24 protein-coding genes and 1 pseudogene are annotated in these 21,921 nt (G+C 66.4%); 17 read left to right on the top strand and 8 right to left on the bottom strand.

Features of this window, described 5'->3' with window-relative positions; genetic code table 11:
- The first annotated feature begins 19 nt into the window (after positions 1-19).
- Entirely contained in the window at positions 20-982 is a 963-nt protein-coding gene (locus FAZ97_RS07110; protein ID WP_158757809.1) for an alpha/beta hydrolase, read from the top strand.
- A 6-nt stretch (positions 983-988) separates the two neighbouring features.
- On the opposite strand, the gene FAZ97_RS07105 is transcribed toward FAZ97_RS07110, so the two are convergent.
- Both FAZ97_RS07105 and ygfZ read right to left on the bottom strand, forming a co-directional pair.
- Positions 989-1,843, bottom strand: coding sequence for an NRDE family protein (locus FAZ97_RS07105; protein WP_158757808.1), 855 nt, complete (start codon positions 1,841-1,843; stop codon positions 989-991).
- A gap of 94 nt (positions 1,844-1,937) precedes the next feature.
- Positions 1,938-2,981 carry a CAF17-like 4Fe-4S cluster assembly/insertion protein YgfZ gene (ygfZ, locus tag FAZ97_RS07100; RefSeq protein ID WP_158757807.1) on the bottom strand — a complete coding sequence of 348 codons (1,044 nt, stop codon included), beginning with the start codon at positions 2,979-2,981 and terminating at the stop codon, positions 1,938-1,940.
- A 77-nt stretch (positions 2,982-3,058) separates the two neighbouring features.
- Here ygfZ and mltG point away from each other — a divergent pair, with 77 nt between their 5' ends.
- From mltG to FAZ97_RS07050, 10 genes are all read left to right on the top strand, one after another.
- Positions 3,059-4,069, top strand: coding sequence for an endolytic transglycosylase MltG (gene mltG, locus FAZ97_RS07095; protein ID WP_158757806.1), 1,011 nt, complete (start codon positions 3,059-3,061; stop codon positions 4,067-4,069).
- A complete protein-coding gene (gene tmk, locus FAZ97_RS07090; RefSeq protein ID WP_158757805.1) occupies positions 4,070-4,690 on the top strand; it encodes a dTMP kinase in 621 nt (206 codons plus the stop codon). It abuts the gene before it with no gap.
- A gap of 85 nt (positions 4,691-4,775) precedes the next feature.
- Positions 4,776-5,819, top strand: coding sequence for a DNA polymerase III subunit delta' (locus FAZ97_RS07085; protein ID WP_158757804.1), 1,044 nt, complete (start codon positions 4,776-4,778; stop codon positions 5,817-5,819).
- A gap of 41 nt (positions 5,820-5,860) precedes the next feature.
- Positions 5,861-6,646 carry a TatD family hydrolase gene (locus FAZ97_RS07080; protein WP_158757803.1) on the top strand — a complete coding sequence of 262 codons (786 nt, stop codon included), beginning with the start codon at positions 5,861-5,863 and terminating at the stop codon, positions 6,644-6,646.
- Between the two features lie 67 nt (positions 6,647-6,713).
- A complete protein-coding gene (locus FAZ97_RS07075; protein ID WP_158757802.1) occupies positions 6,714-7,439 on the top strand; it encodes an ankyrin repeat domain-containing protein in 726 nt (241 codons plus the stop codon).
- A 94-nt stretch (positions 7,440-7,533) separates the two neighbouring features.
- The gene (locus FAZ97_RS07070; RefSeq protein ID WP_028207010.1) at positions 7,534-7,896 is read left to right on the top strand and encodes a Rap1a/Tai family immunity protein; all 363 of its coding nucleotides are present in this window, start codon (positions 7,534-7,536) and stop codon (positions 7,894-7,896) included.
- 185 nt (positions 7,897-8,081) lie between these two features.
- Complete coding sequence (locus FAZ97_RS07065) at positions 8,082-9,317, top strand: mechanosensitive ion channel family protein (RefSeq protein ID WP_158757801.1); 1,236 nt, start codon at positions 8,082-8,084, stop codon at positions 9,315-9,317.
- A gap of 71 nt (positions 9,318-9,388) precedes the next feature.
- Positions 9,389-10,795, top strand: coding sequence for an alpha,alpha-trehalose-phosphate synthase (UDP-forming) (otsA, locus tag FAZ97_RS07060; RefSeq protein WP_158757800.1), 1,407 nt, complete (start codon positions 9,389-9,391; stop codon positions 10,793-10,795).
- A gap of 85 nt (positions 10,796-10,880) precedes the next feature.
- Positions 10,881-12,047, top strand: a complete 1,167-nt coding sequence (locus FAZ97_RS07055; protein WP_158757799.1) for an AAA family ATPase — start codon at positions 10,881-10,883, stop codon at positions 12,045-12,047.
- Between the two features lie 285 nt (positions 12,048-12,332).
- The gene (locus FAZ97_RS07050; protein WP_158757798.1) at positions 12,333-13,400 is read left to right on the top strand and encodes a glycosyltransferase family 4 protein; all 1,068 of its coding nucleotides are present in this window, start codon (positions 12,333-12,335) and stop codon (positions 13,398-13,400) included.
- A gap of 31 nt (positions 13,401-13,431) precedes the next feature.
- Here FAZ97_RS07050 and FAZ97_RS07045 read toward each other — a convergent pair whose 3' ends face one another.
- The 3 genes from FAZ97_RS07045 to FAZ97_RS07035 all read right to left on the bottom strand — a co-directional run bounded on the left by FAZ97_RS07045 (position 13,432) and on the right by FAZ97_RS07035 (position 15,229).
- Positions 13,432-14,019, bottom strand: a complete 588-nt coding sequence (locus tag FAZ97_RS07045) for a BPSL1445 family SYLF domain-containing lipoprotein (RefSeq protein ID WP_158757797.1) — start codon at positions 14,017-14,019, stop codon at positions 13,432-13,434.
- Between the two features lie 127 nt (positions 14,020-14,146).
- Complete coding sequence (locus FAZ97_RS07040) at positions 14,147-14,590, bottom strand: hypothetical protein (RefSeq protein WP_158757796.1); 444 nt, start codon at positions 14,588-14,590, stop codon at positions 14,147-14,149.
- Positions 14,591-14,911: 321 nt separating this feature from the next.
- Positions 14,912-15,229, bottom strand: coding sequence for a PsiF family protein (locus FAZ97_RS07035; protein WP_158757795.1), 318 nt, complete (start codon positions 15,227-15,229; stop codon positions 14,912-14,914).
- Between the two features lie 206 nt (positions 15,230-15,435).
- On the opposite strand from FAZ97_RS07035, the gene FAZ97_RS07030 reads away from it, so the two are divergent.
- Positions 15,436-15,732, top strand: a complete 297-nt coding sequence (locus FAZ97_RS07030) for a YciI-like protein (RefSeq protein WP_158757794.1) — start codon at positions 15,436-15,438, stop codon at positions 15,730-15,732.
- Positions 15,733-15,787: 55 nt separating this feature from the next.
- On the opposite strand, the gene FAZ97_RS07025 is transcribed toward FAZ97_RS07030, so the two are convergent.
- Complete coding sequence (locus tag FAZ97_RS07025; protein WP_158757793.1) at positions 15,788-16,459, bottom strand: phosphoribosyltransferase; 672 nt, start codon at positions 16,457-16,459, stop codon at positions 15,788-15,790.
- A 269-nt stretch (positions 16,460-16,728) separates the two neighbouring features.
- Here FAZ97_RS07025 and FAZ97_RS07020 point away from each other — a divergent pair, with 269 nt between their 5' ends.
- Positions 16,729-16,950, top strand: a complete 222-nt coding sequence (locus FAZ97_RS07020) for a hypothetical protein (RefSeq protein WP_158757792.1) — start codon at positions 16,729-16,731, stop codon at positions 16,948-16,950.
- A 27-nt stretch (positions 16,951-16,977) separates the two neighbouring features.
- On the opposite strand, the gene FAZ97_RS07015 is transcribed toward FAZ97_RS07020, so the two are convergent.
- Complete coding sequence (locus tag FAZ97_RS07015; protein WP_158757791.1) at positions 16,978-17,835, bottom strand: LysR substrate-binding domain-containing protein; 858 nt, start codon at positions 17,833-17,835, stop codon at positions 16,978-16,980.
- Between the two features lie 126 nt (positions 17,836-17,961).
- Here FAZ97_RS07015 and FAZ97_RS07010 point away from each other — a divergent pair, with 126 nt between their 5' ends.
- The 3 genes from FAZ97_RS07010 to FAZ97_RS07000 all read left to right on the top strand — a co-directional run bounded on the left by FAZ97_RS07010 (position 17,962) and on the right by FAZ97_RS07000 (position 20,374).
- Complete coding sequence (locus tag FAZ97_RS07010) at positions 17,962-19,122, top strand: 2-aminoethylphosphonate--pyruvate transaminase (protein ID WP_158757790.1); 1,161 nt, start codon at positions 17,962-17,964, stop codon at positions 19,120-19,122.
- A gap of 53 nt (positions 19,123-19,175) precedes the next feature.
- On the top strand, positions 19,176-19,979 hold the full coding sequence (gene phnX / locus FAZ97_RS07005) for a phosphonoacetaldehyde hydrolase (protein WP_158757789.1): 804 nt from the start codon (positions 19,176-19,178) through the stop codon (positions 19,977-19,979).
- Positions 19,980-20,056: 77 nt separating this feature from the next.
- Positions 20,057-20,374, top strand: a complete 318-nt coding sequence (locus FAZ97_RS07000; RefSeq protein WP_158757788.1) for a YnfA family protein — start codon at positions 20,057-20,059, stop codon at positions 20,372-20,374.
- A gap of 11 nt (positions 20,375-20,385) precedes the next feature.
- Here FAZ97_RS07000 and FAZ97_RS06995 read toward each other — a convergent pair whose 3' ends face one another.
- Entirely contained in the window at positions 20,386-20,829 is a 444-nt protein-coding gene (locus FAZ97_RS06995; RefSeq protein ID WP_158757787.1) for a thioesterase family protein, read from the bottom strand.
- A gap of 196 nt (positions 20,830-21,025) precedes the next feature.
- Between FAZ97_RS06995 and FAZ97_RS06990 the strand changes: the two are divergent.
- Positions 21,026-21,671 (top strand): annotated as a pseudogene (locus tag FAZ97_RS06990) (GNAT family N-acetyltransferase).
- Positions 21,672-21,921: the final 250 nt, after the last annotated feature.

Below are 21,921 nucleotides of genomic sequence, written 5' to 3'. Positions count from 1 at the left end.
GGCGCACGGGGTCCGTGCCATGCCTCTCACTGCGAAGATCGCACTCGTGCTCGACATGGTGGCCCGCACGGGCCGCGCGCCTTATCACGAGCAGACGGCGCAGGCGGCTCGCGCCGAGTATGAAAAGAGCGCAACGGTGCTCGAAATCCCCGCTGCGCCGATGCATGGTGTGGAAGACCTGCAGGTGCCGGTGCGTGACGGCGCGACGATCCGCGCGCGGCTTTATCTACCGGTCGAGCCGAGCTGGGCGGAACCGCTGCCGGTGCTCGTCTACTATCACGGCGGCGGCTTCACGATCGGCAGCATCGACACGCACGATGCGCTCTGCCGCATGTTCGCGCGTGACGCGCGCTGCGCCGTGTTTTCGGTGGACTACCGGCTCGCGCCCGAACATCGTTTCCCGACCGCGGTGTATGACGCGTTCGACGCTTACTCGTGGCTCTACGCGCACGCGGCCGAATACGCGCTGGATGCCTCACGCTTCGCCGTGGGCGGCGACAGTGCGGGCGGCACGCTCGCCACGGTCTGCGCGGTGCTGGCGCGCGACGCGGGTATCGCGCCCGTGCTGCAACTGCTGTTCTATCCGGCGGTGAGCGCGCATCAGCAGACCGAATCGCACAGGCGTCTCGCAGATGGCCATTTGCTGACCGCGCCGACGATCCAATGGCTCTTCGATCACTACGTACGCGACCCCTCGGATCGCGACGACTGGCGCTTCGCGCCGCTCGACGGCACGCGCGGCGAGCCGGATTTTCGCGGCGTCGCGCCGGCGTGGATCGGTGTGGCCGAGTTCGATCCGCTCGTGGACGAAGGCGAGGCCTATGCGCAAAAGCTGCGCGATGCGGGCAACGAAGTCACGCTCGAACGATTCGACGGCGTGATTCACGAGTTCATCAAAATGGGCGCGTTCATCGACGAGGCGCGACGCGCGCAGCAGCAGGCCGTTCACGCGCTGCGCGCTGCGCTCGGAACGGGCGACTGAAGCGCCTTAGCCTCTTTCGACTGTATAGCTCTCGTGGCGCTCGAAAGCGCCCGGGCGCACGACGCGGTGCGAACCGTCGTCGTCGCTGCGCTCCAGTGCTTCCACATCCAGTAGCGCGCCGCGCAGCGTGACACGCAACGCCGTGGTGCCGCGCGTGCCGTAATCGGGCGTTTCGATGAAGGCCGCTGAAAGCGCGCGTTCGCGCTCCAGTGAAATACCCGTGGCGGGCAAGTCGCGGTCGGGCGCGACTTGCGGGTCGCGCATCATTTCCACGAATCGCGCGAGGGGCACTTGCGCGTCGCCTCCCGCGAGTTGCGCGAGTTCGGCGCGTTTGCGCACGAGCTTGGGCCACGGCGTGTCGAGCACGGCGTTCGAAATGCCGTGCGTGCCTTCGGGCAGCAAGGCGGGCGCACGGTCCGCACGATTGCAGTACCACGCCAGTTCGCGCCGCGCCCAGTCGCCGACGATCAGATTAAAGCCGTTGTAGAGGTCGCCCGAACGCGCGATCTCGTCGAGGTAACCGAGCGGTGTATCGGGCAAACCTTGCGCGCCGGTGAGCCAGCGCGAGACGAGTGTGCCGCGCGTGGGCGCGTCGGGGCGCATGTCGTTCGGCGCGCGATAGTTTGTGAGCGCGGCAAAGCGGCCGCTGCGCGTCATGCCGAGCCAGGTGCCCCCACCCACGAGATCGCGGCCCGCCAGCACGCCCGTTGCAGAACTGCCCGGCGACGTGACGTCGTCCGAGGCGCTCCACCAGTGCAGCGGATCGGCGGTGCGGCGCAGGAACTCGTCGCGGTTGGCCGCGAGCGTGAAAAGCGCGCCGGCGCTCGCGCGCGGACGCCAGTCGAAGACGATCAGGCACATGGAACTGGCCCTTGCTGGGTCGGGAGTGGGGCCGTGCCCGGGCAAGGTGAGACGCAGGGCGCCTCACTTGCGATGGACACAGTGTGCAACAACGTCAAACTTCGGCCGGCAGCGCGTACGGCAGCGGCAACACGCGCAGCGCGGGGCCGTCCGCGGCGCCCAGGTGCACGCTGCCCGTTTCGAGCGCGGCAAGCTTGATCTCTGCAAGCAGATCGACACCACCCTCGGGCGCGGCTGCCGCGTTCACGATCATGCCGCACGGCTGGCTCGGGTCGTCCGAATGAAAGAGTTCGACGCCCGCGTGCGCGGCGTCGAGGCTCGCGGCGACGTTGGCGAGCGCGGTACGGCGCTTGATCGTGCCGCGATACTGGCTGCGCGCGACGATTTCCTGGCCCGGATAGCAGCCCTTGCGGAAATTCACGCCGCCCAGCACGTCGTAGTTGACCATCTGCGGCACGAACTGCTCGCTCACCGCCTGCGTGATGCGCGGCTCGCCCGCGCGGATGTCGAGCCAGTCCCACACCGCCGGCGACACGCGTTTCACCGCACCGTCGAGCTTCGCGAGGCGCGCCTGCACGGCTTCTTTCGGGCCGACCCACAGATAACGCAGCACGCCGGCCGCGTCGGGCACGCGGATCAGCGTGCCTGCGGGGTCGTCCACTTTCACGTGCACGCCGTCGGGCAGCGCGTCGAACACGCTTGCGAGCGCGCCGCGTACGTCGCCCGCGAGGCCCACCACGAGCAGCTTGTCGGTGTCGTCGGTGAGCTTGGCCTTGGCGCGCAGCACGAACATCGACAGGCGTTTTTGCACCGCTGGCTGCACGTCCTTGGAGATCAGGAGACGGATCGTGTCGCCGGTCTTCCAGGTCAGGAACGAGGCGAGCAGACGGCCCTTGGGCGAACAGTAGCCCGCGAGACGCGCGCCGGCGACGTCGAGGTGCTGGACGTCGTTGGTGAGCTGGCTGTGCAGGAAGGTCGCGGCGTCGTCGCCGTTGGCGTCGATCACGCCGAACTGCGGCAGGATCGCGTAGGCGCCGCCTTTCAGAACGGCGTCGAAGTCGGCCGCGCCTGGAGGGGCAGATTCTGCGGCAAGTTCAGGAGCGGAAAGCGTGGAAGCGGGATCGAGCGGTGAGTTCATGGATTCGGGGAACAGTCAATCCTGACTTTAGCGAAGGCAAGCAGTTATTATATGAGGTCCCCCTGAGTCGTGTTTCCATGTCCCTCCTGAAGAAATGCCTTGTTGCCGGCGCCGCGCTAGTCGTGATTGGCGCCGCTGCGGCAGGCGGCGTATGGCGCTGGGCCACTACGCCGCTCGAACTTGCCGCCCCACAGCTCGACGTCACCATCAAGCCGCACAGCACCGTGCGCAGCGTCACGCTGCAGTTGCGGCGCGGTGGCGTGCCCGTGCAGACGCAGCTTTTCGTGCTCATGACGCGCGTGCTCGGCCTGCAGAGCCAGCTCAAATCGGGCAACTACGAGTTCAAGGCGGGTGTCACGCCGTACGACGTGCTCCAGAAGATGGCGCTCGGCGACGTGAACGAGTCGGTTGCCACCATCATCGAAGGCTGGACCTTCAAGCACATGCGCGCCGAACTCGACGCGAACCCCGCGCTGCGCCACGACACGGCCGGCATGAGCGATGCCGAGCTGCTTGCCGCGATCGGCGCGCCGCCCGCGCCGAACGGCAGTGGCGAGGGGTTGTTTTTCCCCGACACCTATCTCTTCGACAAGGGTGCGAGCGATCTCGAGGTTTATCGCCGCGCCTACCATCTGATGCAGACGCGTCTGAACGAAGCCTGGACCGCACGCGCCCCCGGCTTGCCGCTCAAATCGCCGTACGAGGCGCTGACGCTCGCTTCGCTCGTGGAAAAGGAGACGGGCCGCGCCGCCGACCGTGCGCTCGTGGCGGCCGTGTTCTCGAACCGCCTGAAGGTGGGTATGCCGCTGCAGACCGATCCGGCCGTGATCTACGGCCTCGGCGACAGCTACGCGGGGCATTTGCGCAAGCGCGATCTGCAGTCGGACACTCTTTACAATACCTATCTGCGCCTGGGGTTGCCGCCAACGCCGATTGCGCTGCCCGGCGTCGCGGCGATTCAGGCTGCACTCAATCCGGCATCGACGGCCGCGCTGTACTTCGTGGCGCGCGGCGACGGCAGCAGCGTTTTTTCTGACAATCTTGTCGACCACAACAAGGCCGTCGACAAATACATCCGGGGTAACTAAATGGCGCGGGGCCGATTCATCACGTTCGAGGGCATCGACGGTGCGGGCAAGACCACGCATCTCGCCTGGTTTCGCGATCAGCTCGCCGAGAAAGTCGCGCCCACGGGCCGCACGGTCGTGATGACGCGCGAACCGGGCGGCACGCCGCTTGGCGAATCGATCCGGGACCTCGTACTGCATCAGCCGATGGACCTCGAAACCGAGGCGCTCCTGATGTTCGCGGCGCGCCGCGAGCACCTCGCCAAGGTGATCGAGCCCGCGCTCGCGCGCGGTGACTGGGTGCTGTCCGATCGCTTCAGCGACGCCACCTTCGCCTACCAGGGCGGCGGCCGCGGGCTGCCGCGCGACAAGCTCGAAACGCTGGAACGCTGGGTGCAGGGCGGTTTCCAGCCGGATCTGACGGTGCTGTTCGACCTGCCGCCCGACACGGCAAGCGAGCGCCGCGGCGCGGCGCGCGAGCCGGACCGCTTCGAAAGCGAATCCGATGCGTTCTTCAAGCGCACGCGCACCGAGTACCTGCGCCGCGCGGAAGAGGCGCCGTACCGTTTCGCGATCGTCGATTCGTCGCAGGGCATCGACGCGATTCGCGCCAAACTCGAACAAGTGATCGCAACGCTCTGATTTCAAGGCGATATTTGGTGTTTTTATATCGCCGCGATGCTCGTGTGAATTCTCATAAAGATCGTTTAACCGGTTGATTCAGAAGATGATCTATCCTTGGCAAACCGACGACTGGCAACGTCTGCAGCAACTGCGCAGCCACTGGCCGCATGCGCTCCTGCTGCACGGCCAGGCGGGCATCGGCAAGCTCGAGTTCGCTCAACATCTGGCGAAGGGACTGCTCTGCGAAGCGCCGCAGGCTAACGGTGAGCCGTGCGGCGCCTGTGTCGCGTGCAACTGGTTCGTGCAGGGCAATCATCCGGATTACCGGATCGTCGTGCCGGAGGCCCTGGCGGCCGAAATCGGCCCGGCCGGCGACGACGACGCCAAGGCCGAAAAGGCAGACAAGGGCGACGGCGAAGAGGGCAAGAAAGGCCGCGCGCCGAGCAAGGAAATCCGCATCGAGCAGGTGCGCGCGCTGCTCGGCTTCACGGGCGTCGGCTCGCACCGCGGCGGCCTGCGCGTGGTCGTGCTGTATCCGGCCGAGGCGCTCAACGTCGCCGCTGCGAACGCGTTGCTGAAGACGCTCGAAGAGCCACCGGCGGGTGTAGTGTTCCTGGTGGTATCGGCGCGCATCGACCGCCTGCTGCCGACGATCATCAGCCGTTGCCGGCAGTGGCCCATGGGCACGCCCGCGCCCGAAGCCGCTGTGGCCTGGCTCGCGCAGCAGGGCGTGGACGACGCGCCGGCGCTGCTCGCCGAAGCCGGCGGCGCGCCGCTCGCGGCGCTCGCGCTCGCGAACGACGAAAACCGCACGCTGCGCGACTGGACGCTGGCCCAGCTCGCGGCCGGCCCGGCTTGCGACGCCTTTGCCTGCGGCGAGACGCTGCAAAAGCTGCCGGTGCCACTGGTGCTCGGCTGGTTGCAGCGCTGGGTCTACGATCTGCTTGCGCAGCACACAGCAGGGCGCCCGCGCTACTTCCCGCAGGCCGCGAGCGGCCTCGCGCGCTGCGCCGCGAAGCTCGACGCGGCAGCGCTCGCGCGCTACCTGAAAACGGTCACGCGCCAGCGCGCCGTGGAAAACCATCCGCTGAATGCGCGCCTCGTGTTCGAGGAACTCTTTCTCGGCTATCGTGAGCTGTTCGCCTGACGCTCGCGCTCAGGCCTGAATCTTTCATCGCAGGACCACCCATGTTTGTCGATTCACATTGCCACATCAACTTCGAGGGCCTCGGCGACCGCCTCCCGCAGGTGCTCGAGAACATGCGCGAGAACGCCGTCACGCACGCGCTGTGCGTGTCGGTGGACCTCGAAACGCTGCCTTCGGTGCTCGACATCGCGAGCCGCTATGAGAACGTGTACGCGTCGGTGGGCGTGCATCCCGACCACGAACACATGCGCGAGCCAAGCGTGGCCGAACTGGTCGAGCTGGCCGAGCATCCGAAAGTGGTCGCAATCGGCGAAACGGGGCTCGATTACTTTCGCCTGGGCGAGCGCACGATCGCCGACATGGAATGGCAGCGCGAGCGCTTTCGCACCCACATTCGCGCGGCGCACGCCACGGGCAAGCCGCTCATCGTCCACACGCGCGCGGCTTCCGACGACACCCTGCGCATCATGGAAGAAGAGCGCGCGGGCGAGCCCGGCGGCGTGATGCACTGCTTCACGGAACCGTGGGCGATTGCCGAGCGCGCGCTCGCGCAGAATTTTTACATCTCGCTTTCGGGCATCGTGACATTCAAGAGCGCGACCGATGTGCAGGAGGTCGCGCGCCGCGTGCCGATCGAGCGCCTTTTGATCGAAACCGATTCGCCATACCTGGCTCCTGTGCCATTTCGTGGCAAACCCAATGAACCTGCGTACGTGAGCCATGTCGGAAGATTCATTGCGCAGCAACGCGGGTTGCCGGATGCCGAACTCGGCGCTGTCACCACGCAGAACTTTTTCCGGCTCTTCAAGATCCAGCCTCAGGCCTGAATCGCGAACCGCACGCTGTCAATGGTGTTAAATATCAACGACATAGCAGATAACGTTAAGGCTTGACATGAACTCGAAACCGCTTCCGCACGCCGCCAACCCCGTCCGCCGTACTGCCGCCGCGCTCGTGCTCGGCGTTGCCGCCACGCTGTTTGGCGGCGCGGCCCACGCCGCTCCGATCGACTCGCTCATCAAGGGCGTCAAGTTCGACGACGACAAGGGCGTGCAAAAAGCGCTCGCGGAAGGCATGGACCCGAACGCCACGGACGATCAAGGCATGCCGCTCCTCGTGATCGCGGCGCGCGAGAAGTCCGACAAGGTCGGGGCGGTGCTGCTCGACAACCCGAAGACGAACATCGCCGCCGAAGACCGCGCAGGCGAAAACGCGCTGATGCTGGCGTCGCTCAACGGCGACCTGGACTTCGTGAAGCTGCTCATCACCAAGGGCGCCGAAGTCAACAAGAAGGGCTGGACGCCGCTGCACTACGCCGCCGCGAATGGCAACGACGACGTGGCGAAGCTCCTGATCGGCTACTCGGCCGACGTCAACGCGCTGTCGCCCAACGGCACGACGCCGCTGATGATGGCCGCGCGCGGCGACCATTTGACGACGATCCAGATGCTGCTCGAGCACGGCGCGACGCTTGGCACGAAGAACCAGATCGGCATGACGGCGCTCGATTTCGCGCGCCAGTACAAGGCGCCGGACGCCATCAAGGACCTGACGGCGCGCATGACGCAGGCTGGCCTTTCCACGGCGAGTCCGGCAGCGCCGCAAAACAGTGCAAAATAATGGGGATGAAGGCGGCCGCACTGGACCAACGCGACCGCCCGGCGGCGCTCGAAATGCTCGAAGCGCCGCTCCCCACGACAATTCAAGGAGAACCATGCTGCGGGTTCTGATCTGTGCGGGCGCGATGGCGTTGCCGCTCTCCGCTTTCGCATTCACGGCAAGCGACCTCAACCGGCTCTGCACGAAGACCGACGTGGCTTCGCGCAGCGCCTGCGCTGCCTATATCGAAGGTGCCGCGGACGGCATCTTCAACACCATCGACGCCATCGGCGGCACTACCGGGCCGCGCGTGGGTCAATACTTCTGTTTGCCGCCCGACGCGCGCTCAGCGCAACTGACCGACGCAGTGCGCAAATACATCGCCGACAACCCGAACGTGGCCGGCTATAACGCCAGTACCGCCATTTCGCTCGGGCTCGGCAAGGCGTTTCCCTGCAAGACCGGCAACGGCAGTTAAAGCCGGCTGGGTGGATTAGACGTAACGAGTAGCATGGCGCGGCGCCTAGCCTGGCCGCGCCTCTCATCATCGAGGCCGCCGCGAGGCCAGCTGAACCGTCGCCGTGGCCGTCCGCGGGCCTGGCGCCCGTGCCGTTTCCAAGAGTCGCCCTTTTAGTCAGGATGCTCAGGAGGAACTGGCCGCAGATGCCGACACTCGACGATCTCTCCCGTTTCACCGACGCGCCGTTGCACGACTGGTTCGGCACGTTGCTCGTGAGCGCGCTCGCGCTCGTTTTCGCGTACGCCATGCATTGGGCCGGTGGCCGCGTCCTGCTGCGCATTGCGCGCCCGTATCCGCGCGTCAGCGTGTTCTTGCGCTATATCCGCAAGCCGGCGCTGGCCGTGCTCGCCATCCTCGCGATCGAATTTGTCTGGTGGCAGGCGCCTGACACGCTCAGGCACATCGACGGCCTGCGCGAGTTGTGCGCGTTCGCGCTGATCGCCGCGATCACCTGGCTTTCGGTGCGCTGCGCGGCGGCGATCGGCGAAGCCATTATCGCCGCGCATCCCCTCGACATCGCCGACAACCTCCAGGCCCGCCGCATCCACACCCAGGCCCGCGTGCTCGCGCGCACGGTGATGGTGCTCATCATCATCGTGGGCGTGGGGGCGGCGCTCATGACCTTCCCGAATGTGAGGCAGATCGGCGCGAGCCTGCTGGCCTCGGCCGGCGTTGCCGGTCTCGTTGCCGGTATCGCGGCACGCCCCGTGCTAGGGAATCTGATTGCCGGTTTGCAGATCGCGCTGTCGCAGCCGATCCGGCTCGACGACGTCGTCGTGATCCAGGGGGAGTGGGGGCGCATCGAGGAAATCACGGGCACCTACGTTTCGGTGCGCATCTGGGACCAGCGGCGGCTCATCGTGCCGCTGCAGTGGTTCATCGAGAATCCGTTCGCGAACTGGACGCGCAGCAGTTCGCAGATCATCGGTACCGTGTTTCTCTGGCTCGACTACCGCATGCCGCTCGCGCCGCTGCGCGAGGCGCTCGCGCGCATCGTCGACGGCGCGCCCGAATGGGACCGCCGCGTGCAGGTTTTACAGGTCACCGACGCCAACGAGCGCGCCATGCAGTTGCGCGTGCTGGTGAGTTCACGCGACTCCGGCCTGAATTTCGATTTGCGCTGCCGCGTCCGCGAAGGGCTGCTCGATTTCGTCAACGAGCACTATCCGCAATTCCTGCCGCGTGCGCGCGCCGAGGTGTCGGCGGAACTCGAAAGCAGTACTGGCGAAGTGCCGTCGTTCGTGCGGCGCCCGGCGCGTCAGGCTGCGGCGAGCACGGCGGCCCATACCGAGGCGGATCCGGTGACGGGCACGCGCGTGCCGGGGGATAGCGAGGAACGGGAGGCGCCCGTGACGGAAAGTCGCCGCGACGGAGGCTGAGCGACACGCAGCCGGTGCAATCCCTGCCGCAGTCGATGCACCGTTGTGAAGACAGGAGGAGGAACAGCAAGATGGGCAGACTGATAGTCGTCTCGAACCGCGTGGCGACGCCGACGGAAACCAAAGGCTCGGCGGGCGGGCTCGCGGTGGGCGTATTCGGCGCGCTGAAGGACGCGGGCGGCGTGTGGTTCGGCTGGAGCGGCGACGTGGTGAGCGAGACGGTGGCGAACGCGGGACCGACGCTCGTCGAAGACGGCCACGTCACCTTCGCGACCGTCGGCCTCACGCGCAAGGACTACGATCAGTACTACCGCGGGTTCTCGAACGCCACGCTGTGGCCGGTCTTCCACTACCGCAACGACCTCGCGCGCTACGAGCGCGACGAATACGCGGGCTACCGCCGCGTGAACGCGTGGCTCGCGCACAAGCTCATGAAGCTGATCCACCCGGACGACAACATCTGGGTCCACGACTATCATCTGATCCCGTTCGCCGAGGCGCTGCGCTCGGAAGGCGTGCGCAACCGTATCGGCTTCTTCCTGCATATTCCGTTTCCTTCGCCGCAGGTGTTGCAGACCATTCCGCCGCATGAAGAACTCGTCAGATCGCTGTGCTGTTACGACCTTCTGGGCTTCCAGACGCAGAACGACCAGCAGGCGTTTCACGACTACATCGCGCGCGAGGCGCACGGCAAGGTGGGAATGCGTGCGGACGACCCGGATCATGGCGAGGTCGAAGCGTATGGCCGCAAGCTGCGCACGGGTGTGTACCGCATCGGCGTGTTTCCGGACGAAATCGCCGAGCAGGCCGCGCGCTACGAAAGCCGCCAGCACGTGCTCGATCTCAAGCAGAGTCTGGAAGGGCGCAAGCTCATCATGAGCGTGGACCGGCTCGACTATTCGAAGGGGCTCGTCGAGCGTTTCCATGCGTTCGAGCAGTTGCTGGAAACGTCGCCCGAGTGGCGCGGCAAGGTCACGCTCGTGCAGATCGCGCCGCCCACCCGCTCGGACGTCGCAAGCTACAAGGTCATACGCGAGGAGCTGGAGCGCGAGGCGGGGCGTATCAACGGCCGCTATTCGGGCCTCGATTACACGCCGATCCGCTATCTGAGCCAGCAATATGACCGCTGGAAACTGATGTCGCTCTTTCGCGAATCGCAGATCGGCTATGTGACGCCGTTGCACGACGGCATGAACCTCGTCGCCAAGGAGTATGTGGCCGCGCAGAATCCCGACGATCCGGGCGTGCTCGTGCTTTCGATCTTCGCTGGCGCGGCGGCTGAACTCAGCGGCGCGTTGCTCGTGAATCCTCATGACGCGGCCGGCATGTCGGAAGCGCTGGAACGCGCGCTCTCGATGCCGCTCGAAGAGCGCCAGGCGCGCTACCAGACCAACATGGAGGCACTGAGGCGCAACGATCTGGGCGTGTGGCGAGACAGCTTCCTGCGCGATCTCGCGGCGGTGCCCCAGCCGCGCTGAACGGTGCAGGGCAGAAGCGATTCGCGCGCCTGGACGATTGCGTATGATGCGTGGCTGATCCAGGCACTCCCCGCTACGCCCCGACATGCTGACTACGCTCGCTATCGCCAATTACCGCTCGCTGCGCGAACTCATCGTGCCGCTTGGCGCGCTCAACGTCGTGACCGGCCCGAACGGCAGTGGCAAGTCGAATCTCTATCGCGCGCTGCGCCTGCTCGCGCTTACGGCGCGTGGCGGTGTGATTCCTTCGCTGGCGCGCGAGGGCGGCTTGCAATCCACGCTTTGGGCGGGCCCCGAGCGCTTCTCGCGAGCGGTCGCGGCGGGTGAATACGCGGTGCAAGGCACGGTGCGCAAGGATGCGGTGAGCCTGCGCCTTGGCTTCGCGGGCGACGCCTTCGGCTACGCGATCGATCTGGGATTGCCGCTGCCTTCGTCCACTTCGCAGTTTTCGCTCGACCCGGTCATCAAGCGCGAGTGCATCTGGAGCGGACCGATCCTGCGGCCTTCGGCGTTGCTCGTGGACCGACAGGGGCCGATGATCCGCATCCGCGACGCTTCGGGCGAATGGACGACGCTCGCGCAGCCCGTAGCCAGCTTCGACAGCATGATGACCGAGTACGCCGACCCGCGCAGCGCGCCTGAAATGATCGCCGTGCGTGAGCAGATCCGCTCGTGGCGTTTCTACGACCACTTCCGCACCGACGAGCACGCGAGCGCACGCCAGGTGCAGATCGGCACGCATTCGCCAGTGCTCGCCGACGACGGCGCCAACCTCGCCGCCGCGCTGCAAACGATCCGCGAGATCGGCGACGGCGAGGCGCTCGATACCGCGATCGGCGACGCCTTTCCGGGCGCACGCGTGGAGATCGCGAATCACGAAGGCCGCTTCGAGGTGGCGCTGCGCCAGGAGGGGCTATTGCGGCCGCTGCGCGGCGCGGAACTCTCGGACGGGACCTTGCGTTACCTGCTGCTCGCGGCGGCGCTGCTGAGCCCGCGGCCGCCAGGCCTGCTGGTGCTCGACGAGCCCGAAACAAGCCTGCACCCGGACCTGCTGCCGTCGCTCGCGCGGCTCATCGCGCGGGCGTCGCAGCACTCGCAGGTCATCGTGGTCTCGCATGCGGCGCGGCTCGTGGCGGCGCTGGAGCGTGAGGCGGCCAGCCAGTCGGTCGTGCTCGAGCGGCGCCTCGGCGCAACCGGGTTCGCCGATCCGGACACGCTCGACGTGCCGGCGTGGAAATGGCCCGCCAGGTAGGCCGGTAGGGCAAACGCAGGGGTTGTTTCGGCATGTAACACCGTATAGAAATTGAAAGATTACCGGCGCACGCGCCCGGCTTGCCGAATAATGGGATGGCTGAATGGGAAAATGAACGGGAAACTACGGCGTCGACGATGCTGAGCCGATGTCTGACGGACCCGACCCCGCAACAATCCGTGCTAACCCCAAGGAAGCCCGGACCGCGGTTGCCGCGTCCGGCTGTCTTAGAATGTCCAGCACCGCAAGAACGCGCAACGCGGCCCCGTTTCCTGGAGACACTCGATGAGAATTGCGCAGATCGCCCCGCTGACCGAATCGGTCCCGCCGAAGCTCTATGGCGGCACCGAGCGCGCCGTGTCATACATCACCGAAGCGCTGGTCGAACTCGGGCACGACGTCACGCTGTTCGCGAGCGGCGATTCGCTCACGAGCGCGAAGCTCGAGCCCGTGTGGCCGCGCGCGCTGCGGCTGGACCCCGGCATTCGCGACCGCATCGCACCGCATATGCTCCTCATGGAAATGGTGCGCCGTCAGGCCGATCAGTTCGACGTGTTGCATTTCCATATGGACTACTACTCGTTTTCGGTGTTCAAGCGCCAGGAAACGCCGTTCGTGACGACGCTGCACGGTCGCCTCGACTTGCCCGAGCAGCAGCCGGTATTCGATACGTTCAACACCGCGCCCGTCATTTCGATCTCGAACTCGCAGCGTCAGCCGATGCCGCAAGCGCGCTGGCTGCGTACGGTGTACCACGGCCTGCCCGAGGCGCTTTATACGCCGCAGCCCGTGGAGCAGCGCTATCTTGCGTTTCTCGGCCGGATTTCGCCGGAAAAGCGCGTCGACACGGCAATACGCATTGCCGGCCGCTGCGGGTTGCCCATCCGCATTGCCGCCAAGGTCGACGAAGCCGACCGCGAGTATTTCGAGCGCGATATCAAGCCGCTGCTCGCGCTGCCGCACGTTGAATACGTGGGCGAGATCAACGACAGCCAAAAGGCCGAATTCCTCTCCGGCGCGCATGCGCTGCTGTTCCCGATCGATTGGCCGGAGCCGTTCGGCCTCGTGATGATCGAGGCGATGGCGTGCGGCACGCCCGTAATCGCGTTCAATCGCGGCGCGGTGCCGGAGGTGGTGGAAGAGGGCGTGACGGGCTTTATCGTCGAGGACGAAATTGGCGCCGTGGCGGCGGTGAACCGCATCTCGCGCGTGACGCGTGCCGGCGTGCGGCGCCGCTTCGAGGAGCGCTTCACTTCGCACCGCATGGCGCAGGAGTATGTGCAGGCGTACGAGGCGGTGATTCGCGCGAACAAGCGCTCGCGCTTCAAGGTGATCGATACGTCCGCGAGCTGAGCACGCGGACGTGCGGGATCCGCCTGGAGGCTTAGAGGTCGAGCCTCGTGATCTTCGTGCCGCCGAGCGAGAGGTCGCCGATCAACCCGCTGTTGGTGAGCACGAAGACCTCCACGGGCTTGGTAGCCGTGGTGGTGTCGATCGAGCCGTTCGCGCCGACCTTCACGAGCGCGACCGATGCGTCGCCGCCTGCCGACCAGCCGTTCGAGTTGCGGAATTTCGCGAGCGCGTCTTCCGTCATGAACAGATAGATGACGGACTTCGACTGCACGCCGAGCGTTGCACCGATCGAAGCCGACGAGGTGCTGTAAAAGCCCACCGTGCTGCCGCCCACGCGCAGCGCGCCGTCGCCGTGCTCGCCGCCCACGCCGATGCCCGCCTGGATCACACGCGGAAACACGAGGATGCCGCGCGCTTTGCCGACCAGCTCGCGCGAGCCTGGCACCGTCTGATAGAGGCGCGAAAGCGTAGCGTCGACATCCGCATTGATCGAATCGGCGCGCGATGCGTTGGTCGCGGAGTTGGGAGCCTGGCTGCCGGTGGTCGTGCAGCCCGAGAGTGCCGCAGCGCCGACGGCGATCGCGACAGAAGCCTTCAAAATGAAGCGAGATGCGGACATTTTGTTCTCCGTTCTGGTTTCCGGGCGCCGTAGTGTTACGGCGTCCAATCGTTATACCTGAACGTTCCAATCCGCACTTTGAGGCTGCGCAGCACAAACGCTGCGCGTTCACGCAAGCACAAACAAGCTAGTGCTCCGGCACTGGCTTGGCCATCGGCCGTCGCAGGGCGCGCTTCACGCCACCGATCAATATGCCGATCGCGAGCAGCATCGCAGCAGGCACGACCCAGTAACCGACGAACGCGTGCCACAGATAGCCCGCGAGTGTCGCGCGCCGTACCGCGTATTCGTCGCGCGCGTCCTGCTGGCGCTGCGCGTTTGCCGCGAGCACCGCAGCGGGGCAGCCTGCCGCACGCGCGGTTTCGGGCATGCCGTGGCAGCGTAGCGCGGCGCCGGCATCACGCTCGGCGTCGGTGAAGGTCCAGGTTGTCAGCGCGCGCTGCAAATCCGCGCGGTTGTACGCCATCTCGTCCTGAACCTCGCGCACCGCGACGATCATCACCGGGACAAGCCAGAAAGTGATCACCATCAGCCAGCGGCGAAACCAGCGGTTCTTGTGTCTCCATGCCATCTGCGCCTCCGTTCGATGCCTTTGGCATCAACGTCAACTCGGCAGCCCGATGGCTAATGGGTGATTTCGCGGGGAGGGGCTGCCGCTCCAGCCATCATAGGAGAAAAACGGTACGGATGAATGCGCCGGATCAGGCAAATCCGCGTGCTTTTGGGTGATTTCGCATACTTCAACAATGGTTCGCACAACCGAAGACGCGGGCGCGCGAAGATCGAGGAAACGCTGCAATGCACAAAACCGGCGCATAAAAAAGCGCCGCAGCAAACGCTGCGGCGCGCGGATCCTGCAATGGCAGAAGGGTGCCCCCTAATGTCGCTTCGCTTAGCTCTTCGTCGAGAGGCAGGTCTTCATGAAAGCCTTGCGGTCGTCGCCCTTCTTGTCGCCGGCCTGGGTGTTGCACGCCTTCATTCTTTCTTGCTGGGTCATCGTCGGAGCCGGAACGCCGGCAGCCGAAAGACACTGCTTCATGAAAGCCTTGCGGTCGTCGCCTTTCTTGTCGCCGGCCTGAGTGTTGCACGCCTTCATCTTGTTCTGCTGGCTATTCGCCGCGGGCGCAGCGGGCGCCGCGGTTTGCGCGAACGCCGGCGCGGCGAGCACGCCGCCCAGCACGATTGCAGCAATGACGGATTGCATCTTCATGGTTCACTCCCTTGAATTTGGTCGTTCTGAGTCGCCGTGCGGCCAGGCCGTGTTTGGCCGGTGCGCCTTGCGCGCGCCGCCATTATGGCAAAGCCGCCATTAAAACGATGCTGCGATGTGTTCGGTTGACGCGCGCGCTGCTGCACAATGTTCGCTATTGGCCGACGACTGGGTGCGACGCGGCCGCAACAGCACGGAGAACACGCATGCATTACCTCTTGATGTACGAGCTGGCTGACGACTATCTCGAACGCCGCCCCGAACACCGCAGCGCACATCTAGCGCTCGCATGGGCCGCCGTGGAGCGCGGCGAGCTGCTGCTCGCGGGAGCGATTGCCGATCCCGTGGACAACGCGCTGCTGCTTTTTCAGGGCGACAGCCCGGCCGCCGCCGAAGCGTTCGCGCGCGCCGACCCGTATGTGCGCTCGGGGCTCGTGAAGCACTGGCGCGTGCGGCCCTGGCAAACGGTGGTGGGCGAAGCGGCTTCGAACCCCGTGCGATAAGGTGCGCTAAGGCGCGTCCGGGCGCGAGGGCAAACAATGGGCGAATGGGCGAGGCTCAGCCCGGCGCCTCGCCGTTCGCGTCGTCAGGCGCCGCAAGCGCCAGCAGGTCGCGCACGGTGTCGTCGCCGACCTGATCGAAGTCCAGATAGAACTGGCCGACGCTGTAGAACGCCTCGGGCATGCGCGCGCAAACGAATTCGTCCACGGCGCCGCCCAGGCGCTCTTGAGAGCCAGCGGGCGCGACCGGAAGCGCCGCGACAATGCGCGCGGGGCCAAGCGTGGCGAGTGCGAGCGCCGCTGCCTTGAGCGACGCGCCGGTGGCCATCCCGTCGTCGACGACAATGGCGACCCGGCCCGCCACCGCAAGCGGGGCACGTTCGCCCCGATAACGCACCTCGCGGCGGCCAAGCTCGATGCGCGCGAGCGCCATGGCGCTTTGCAGCTGCGCTTCGCTCACGCCGGCGCTGCGCACGAGCGAACTGTCCACGTACTGCGCGCCGTTCGACGACAGCGCGCCCATGGCGAGTTCCGCCTGCCAGGGCAGGCCGAGCTTGCATACGGGCAAAACATCGAGCGCCACGTGCAGCGCCTGCGCGATTTCGTAGGCTACCGGCACGCCGCCGCGCGGGAGCGCGAGCACGATCACGTCGCGTCTGCCCGCGTAGGCCTGGAGCAAGCCGGCGAGCAACCGGCCCGCCTCGCGGCGGTCGGTAAAGGGGCGTTCCATGAGGAGATCCTCCGATCCCGTTGCAGGCAAATTGCCGCACAACGATGCGTTCAGTTTGCCACTCGCACGCACACGCTGCTCGTCAAGCAACCCCACGCACGCAGCCATCGCGCCGCCCCCTCCGCAGATGACGCGAGCGGGGCTTGCATGCCACTGCCAGCGCGATCCAATGCCGGGCGACGTTCATTTGCATTCGTGGATTTCTCGTTTGGCGCGGGCATGCCGCCTCGCTACGATGAAGTCGATCCCGCCACTGACGAGGTCTCGCCATGTCCGAATCCGCCTCCTTCAATCCGCGCGTCGTCGAACCGGTCGTGCCCGATGCGCCTGACGGCCTTGGCCTCGCCGTCGAGCTATGGCTCGCACGCCCGGTCGACGGCATCGCGGGCCGGGCCGTGCGCATTCATCTGCGCCACGGCGCGCGCATGGAGCAGGCCGAGACGCTGCGCGATCTGCTCCATGCCGTCGGCACGGCGATCGTCGTCTCCTGAAGCCACCTGAAGCTCCTGTCGCCGCGCTCAATCGAGCGGCGTGGCGAAGAGCGCGTCGAGCAGATTCGACGAGGACGTGTCGGCGAGGCGCGTGAGCGATTCGACCATGCGCACCTGGCAGTCCACGAGCGGCAGCATGCGAATGCGCCGCGACTCGCCGAATTCCGCATGCGCGATCACACCCACGCCCACGCCTTGCGCGATGGCCGTTTGCAGCGCCTCGCGACCGTCCACGTAGAGCACGGGCTGAACCTGCAAGCCTTTGCGCACGAGTTCGGCTTCGAGCAATTGCTGCGTGACCGAATGCGTTTCGCGAAACACCATGGGTTCGCGCACGAGTTCCTCGTAGGTCATGCGGCGCTTTTTCGCGGCGGGGCTCTCCGCGGGCACCACCGCGACTAGCGGTTCCTCGCGCAGCACGCGCGCCTGCAGCCGGCTGTGCACCTGGCGCGCGGCCGTGATCGCGGCGTCGGCTTCGCTCGCCAGCACGCGGCGCATGCATTCGGTCGCGTTGGCGATCGAGAGCTTGATCACCACGCCGGGATAGCGCCGCCTGAACGCGCCGATCAGCTTGATGGCGAGGTCCGGCGCGTCGGCGGTGAGGGCGAGTTCGCCCGATTCGAGCGCGCCTGCCGCTTCGAGCAGCCGCCGCGCGTCGCGCTCGCAGCCCACCATCTGACGCGTCACCGCGAAGAGCCGCCGCCCGAGTTCCGTGAGTTCCACCCCGCGCGGCCCGCGCTCGAAGAGTTTGACCCCGAAATCCTGTTCGAGCCGCTTCACGTGGTCGGATACGGCCGGCTGCGTGAGCGAGAGCGCCTGCGCGGCGCGTGAGAACCCGCCGTGTTCGGCGACCGCGTGAAAAGCACGCAACTGCGCGTATTGCATGTCGAAGCACTCCAGTTACAGGCGATAAGTTCAACTTATATCAGCATCGATTATATCGATTTTACCGATGGAAGGTGCTGCGCTAACGTGTCGGCATTGATCGTCCCGACGCCCACTGGAGCCCGCATGACCACCCCCGCAGAGCCGTATCTCCTGACCCCCGGACCGCTCACCACCGCGGCCTCGACCAAGGCCGCGATGCAACGCGACTGGGGATCGTGGGACGCCGACTTCCGCGCCATGACCGCGCAGTTACGCGCCGCGCTGCTCCAGATCGCGGGCGACGAGCACGGTGAATATGACTGCGTGCCGTTGCAGGGCAGCGGCAGCTATTGCGTCGAAGCGATGCTCGGCAGCTTCGTGCCGCGCGACGGCCACGCGCTCGTGCTCGCCAACGGCGCGTATGGCAAGCGCATCGCGACGACGCTGCGCTACCTCGGCCGCCAGCACACCGTGCACGATACCGGCGACTACCTGCCGCCGCGCGCCGCAGACGTCGAGCGCCTGCTGGTCGCGAATCCGGACATCACGCATGTCGTCGTCGTGCATTGCGAGACCAGCTCGGGCATTCTGAACCCGATCGAGGAGATCGCGGCCGTGACGGCGCGCGAGGGGCGGCGGCTCCTGATCGACTCGATGAGCGCGTTCGGCGCCGTGCCGCTCGACGTGCGCACGCTGCCTTGCGACGCGTTTGTCTCGTCGGCGAACAAGTGCATCGAGGGTGTGCCGGGCTTCGGCTTCGTGATCGCAAAAAAAGAAGTCCTAAACAGTGCAAAGGGGGGGAGCCACTCGCTCGCGCTGGACATCTACGATCAGTGGGACGTCATGAACCGCACCGGGCAGTGGCGCTTCACGCCGCCTACGCACGCGGTGGCCGCCTTCATCGAGGCGTTGCGGTTGCACGCGCTCGAAGGCGGTCAGCCGGGACGCCTTGCGCGCTACGCGCACAACCGCGACGTGCTCGTCGACGGCATGCACGGGCTCGGCTTCGAGCCGCTGCTGACCGAAGCGTGGCGCTCGCCCATCATCGTCACCTTCTTCTCGCCCGCCGATCCCGCCTTCGACTTCACGCGTTTCTACGAGCTGATGAAGGCACAGGGTTTCATCATTTATCCGGGCAAGCTGACCAGTGTGGAGAGCTTTCGCATCGGCTGCATCGGCGCGCTCGACGAAAGCGTCATGCGCCGCGTCGTGGCCGCGTGTGGCGAGGCGCTGCGCTCGCTCGGCGTGGCGAGTGCCGCGCCCGCGCCGGTCGATCTCGGCGCGCGCGAAGCGCTTGCCGCTTGAGGCGCACCCGGCGTTAAGACTACAGACCATCGATTTTTAGCAGGATGCATGCAATGAAACACGTCAAGGCAGTGATCTTCGACTGGGCCGGCACCGTGGTCGACTACGGTTCGCGCGCGCCAATGGGCGCCTTCGTCGAGACCTTCGAGCAGTTCGGCGTGCCGGTCACGATCGACGAGGCGCGCGGGCCGATGGGCATGGCCAAGCGCCCGCACATCGCGGCGCTGATGGCGTTGCCGCGCGTCGCGGCGGCCTGGGAAGCGCGCTACGGCCACGCGCCGGGCGAGGCCGATATCGACGCCGTGTACGACGTCTTCGTACCGAAGAACGTTGCCGTCGCCGCGCAGTACAGCGACGTCATTCCAGGCGTGGCGGCTGTGACCGCCGCGCTGCGCGCCGACGGCGTGCGTATCGGCTCGACCACGGGCTACACGCGCGAGATCATCGACCAGATCGTGCCGGGCGCACGGGCGCAGGGTTTCGAGCCGGACAGCATCGTTTGCACCGGCGACACGCCCGAGGGCCGGCCTTCGCCCTACATGATCTACCGCACGTTGCCGCAACTCGGCGTGTGGCTCGCGCGCGATGCGATCAAGGTGGACGACACCGAAGTCGGCATCGAAGAGGGCATCAACGGCGGCACGTGGGCGGTTGGCGTTGCCGTGAGCGGCAACGCCTTCGGCCTGACCGAGGAAGAAGTCCACGCGCTCGCGCCCGATGAGTTCGCACGCCGCCGCGCCGCGGCCGTGGAACGTCTGCGCGCGGCGGGCGCGCACTACGTGATCGACAGCGTCGCCGACCTGTTGCCCGTGGTGAACGAGATCGAATCGCGGCTTGCCCGCGGCGAGCGGCCGTAAGCCGTATTTCGCGCGGCGCGTGCAGGCGGCCAGGCCGCCTGCGTTACCATGGGCGCCCCTGTCACTGTCAGCCGCCCATGAAGACGTTTGTGCTTTTCGTCGTGACCGCGCTCGCCGAGATCGTCGGCTGCTATTTGCCGTACCGCTGGCTGCGCGAAGGCGCGAGCGCGTGGTTCCTCTTGCCGGCCGCGGCCTCGCTCGCGCTCTTCGCCTGGCTGCTCACGTTGCATCCCACTGCCGCCGGCCGCACCTATGCGGCCTACGGCGGCGTGTACGTGTGCGCGGCGATTCTGTGGCTCTGGGCCGTCGAGGCGATCCGCCCAAGCCCGTGGGACTGGGCCGGCATCGGCTTCACGCTGGCCGGCATGGCGCTCATCATGTTTCAGCCGCGTTGAGCGGCGCAAACTCAGCCGACGGTATTGACCTGCGGAAACTTGTCGCGGAACGCCGGCGGCATCGGCACGACCTTTTTCGCCTCGTAGTCGAAGAACACGAAGCCGGATTTCGCCATGGCGATGAGCGCGCCGTCGGCGGGCCGGGTGATGCGAAAGATGATATCGCCGCCGTACTTGTTGAAATCCATGATGCCCACTTCGAAGCAGAGGGAGTCGCGCGCATAGGCTTCGGCGCGATAGGTCGTGGCCAGATCGGTCACGATGATGCTCGTGTGCGCGTCCTTCATGCCCTCGATGCCCGCGTCGAACAGAAAGCGCGCGCGCGCCTCGGAAATCATCGAGATCATCGAATCGTTGGCGAGGTGATTGGCCGAATTGATGTCGGTGACGCGCACCGTGAGGTGCGTCGAGTAATAGAACTGGTCTTCGGGAAAGTGGAGCTCGATGCGGGCCATGATGCGTTGCGATAAATTGGGGACGGGCGACGCCGCCGGGCTTGTGAGGGATGAGCGCCGGGCCCGACTCCGGCCCAATCGCAGGCGCGATTGTAACGGCTGGCGCACCGCATCCGGCGCCAGCCCGGCGCTAGAATGCTTGAGCCTTTCGCCCGAGGCTGCCCCGCGCGCTCGCCACATTCCATTGATTCCCGCCATGACCGACATAGCTGGCCCCGCATCCCGAACCTGCGCCGATAGGCCCCCAGTGCCGAACGATCTGCCCACGCTGAACGGCCGCACGGTCGCACTGCACCCGCTCTGCGCGCAAGACGCGCCACGCCTCGTCGCCGCGGCGGCGGACGGCGAACTCTGGAACCTCAACGTGACGGTCGTGCCAGGTCCCGCTACCGTCGATGGCTGGATTGCCAGGGCGCTCGATGGCGTGCGCGCCGGCACCGTCATGCCGTTCACGATCCGGCTGCGCGCAAGCGATCGCGTGGTGGGGAGCACGCGCTTCTGGAAGGTCGATCGCGAGAACCGCAAGCTGGAAATCGGCTCGACGTGGCTCGCTGCCTCGGCGCAGCGCACCGTCGTGAACACGGAGGCGAAGTTTCTGATGCTCAGCTATGCGTTCGAAACGCTCGGCTGCGTGCGCGTGCAGTTCACGACCGACGTGCTCAACGCGAAGTCGCGCGCCGCGATCCTGCGCCTGGGCGCGAAAGAAGAGGGCGTGGTGCGCCGCGAGCGCATCATGCCGGATGGCCGCAAGCGCGACTCCGTGCGCTTTATTTAGCATCATCGAGGACGAGTGGCCCGAGGTGAAGGCGGATCTGTCGCGCCGGTTACAAGCCGCCGGCTGAGCACAGCCCCGCCACTGTGGCGCCGGCGCGTTGGCGCAACCGCTCAGGTGGCGCTTCGGTTGGCGGATCGCCTTGGGGCACTGGCGGCGGCTCGGCGTCCGGCACCGAAGGCGGCGGCGGGCGACGCGGATTGTCGGGCTCCTCCGTCGGCAGATGGGCCTCGGGAGCGCGTAGAAAACGGGCGGCAAGACGAAAATTCGAACGCATAGGCCTCTCCGGGATGCGCGCGGTTGCGCGTTCGCGCGAATGG

Source organism: Paraburkholderia acidiphila (assembly GCF_009789655.1).
GTDB classification, from domain to species: Bacteria; Pseudomonadota; Gammaproteobacteria; order Burkholderiales; family Burkholderiaceae; genus Paraburkholderia; species Paraburkholderia acidiphila.
The sequence above is the reverse complement of the archived record's forward strand: the minus strand, read 5'-3'. Positions and strand labels throughout refer to the sequence as shown.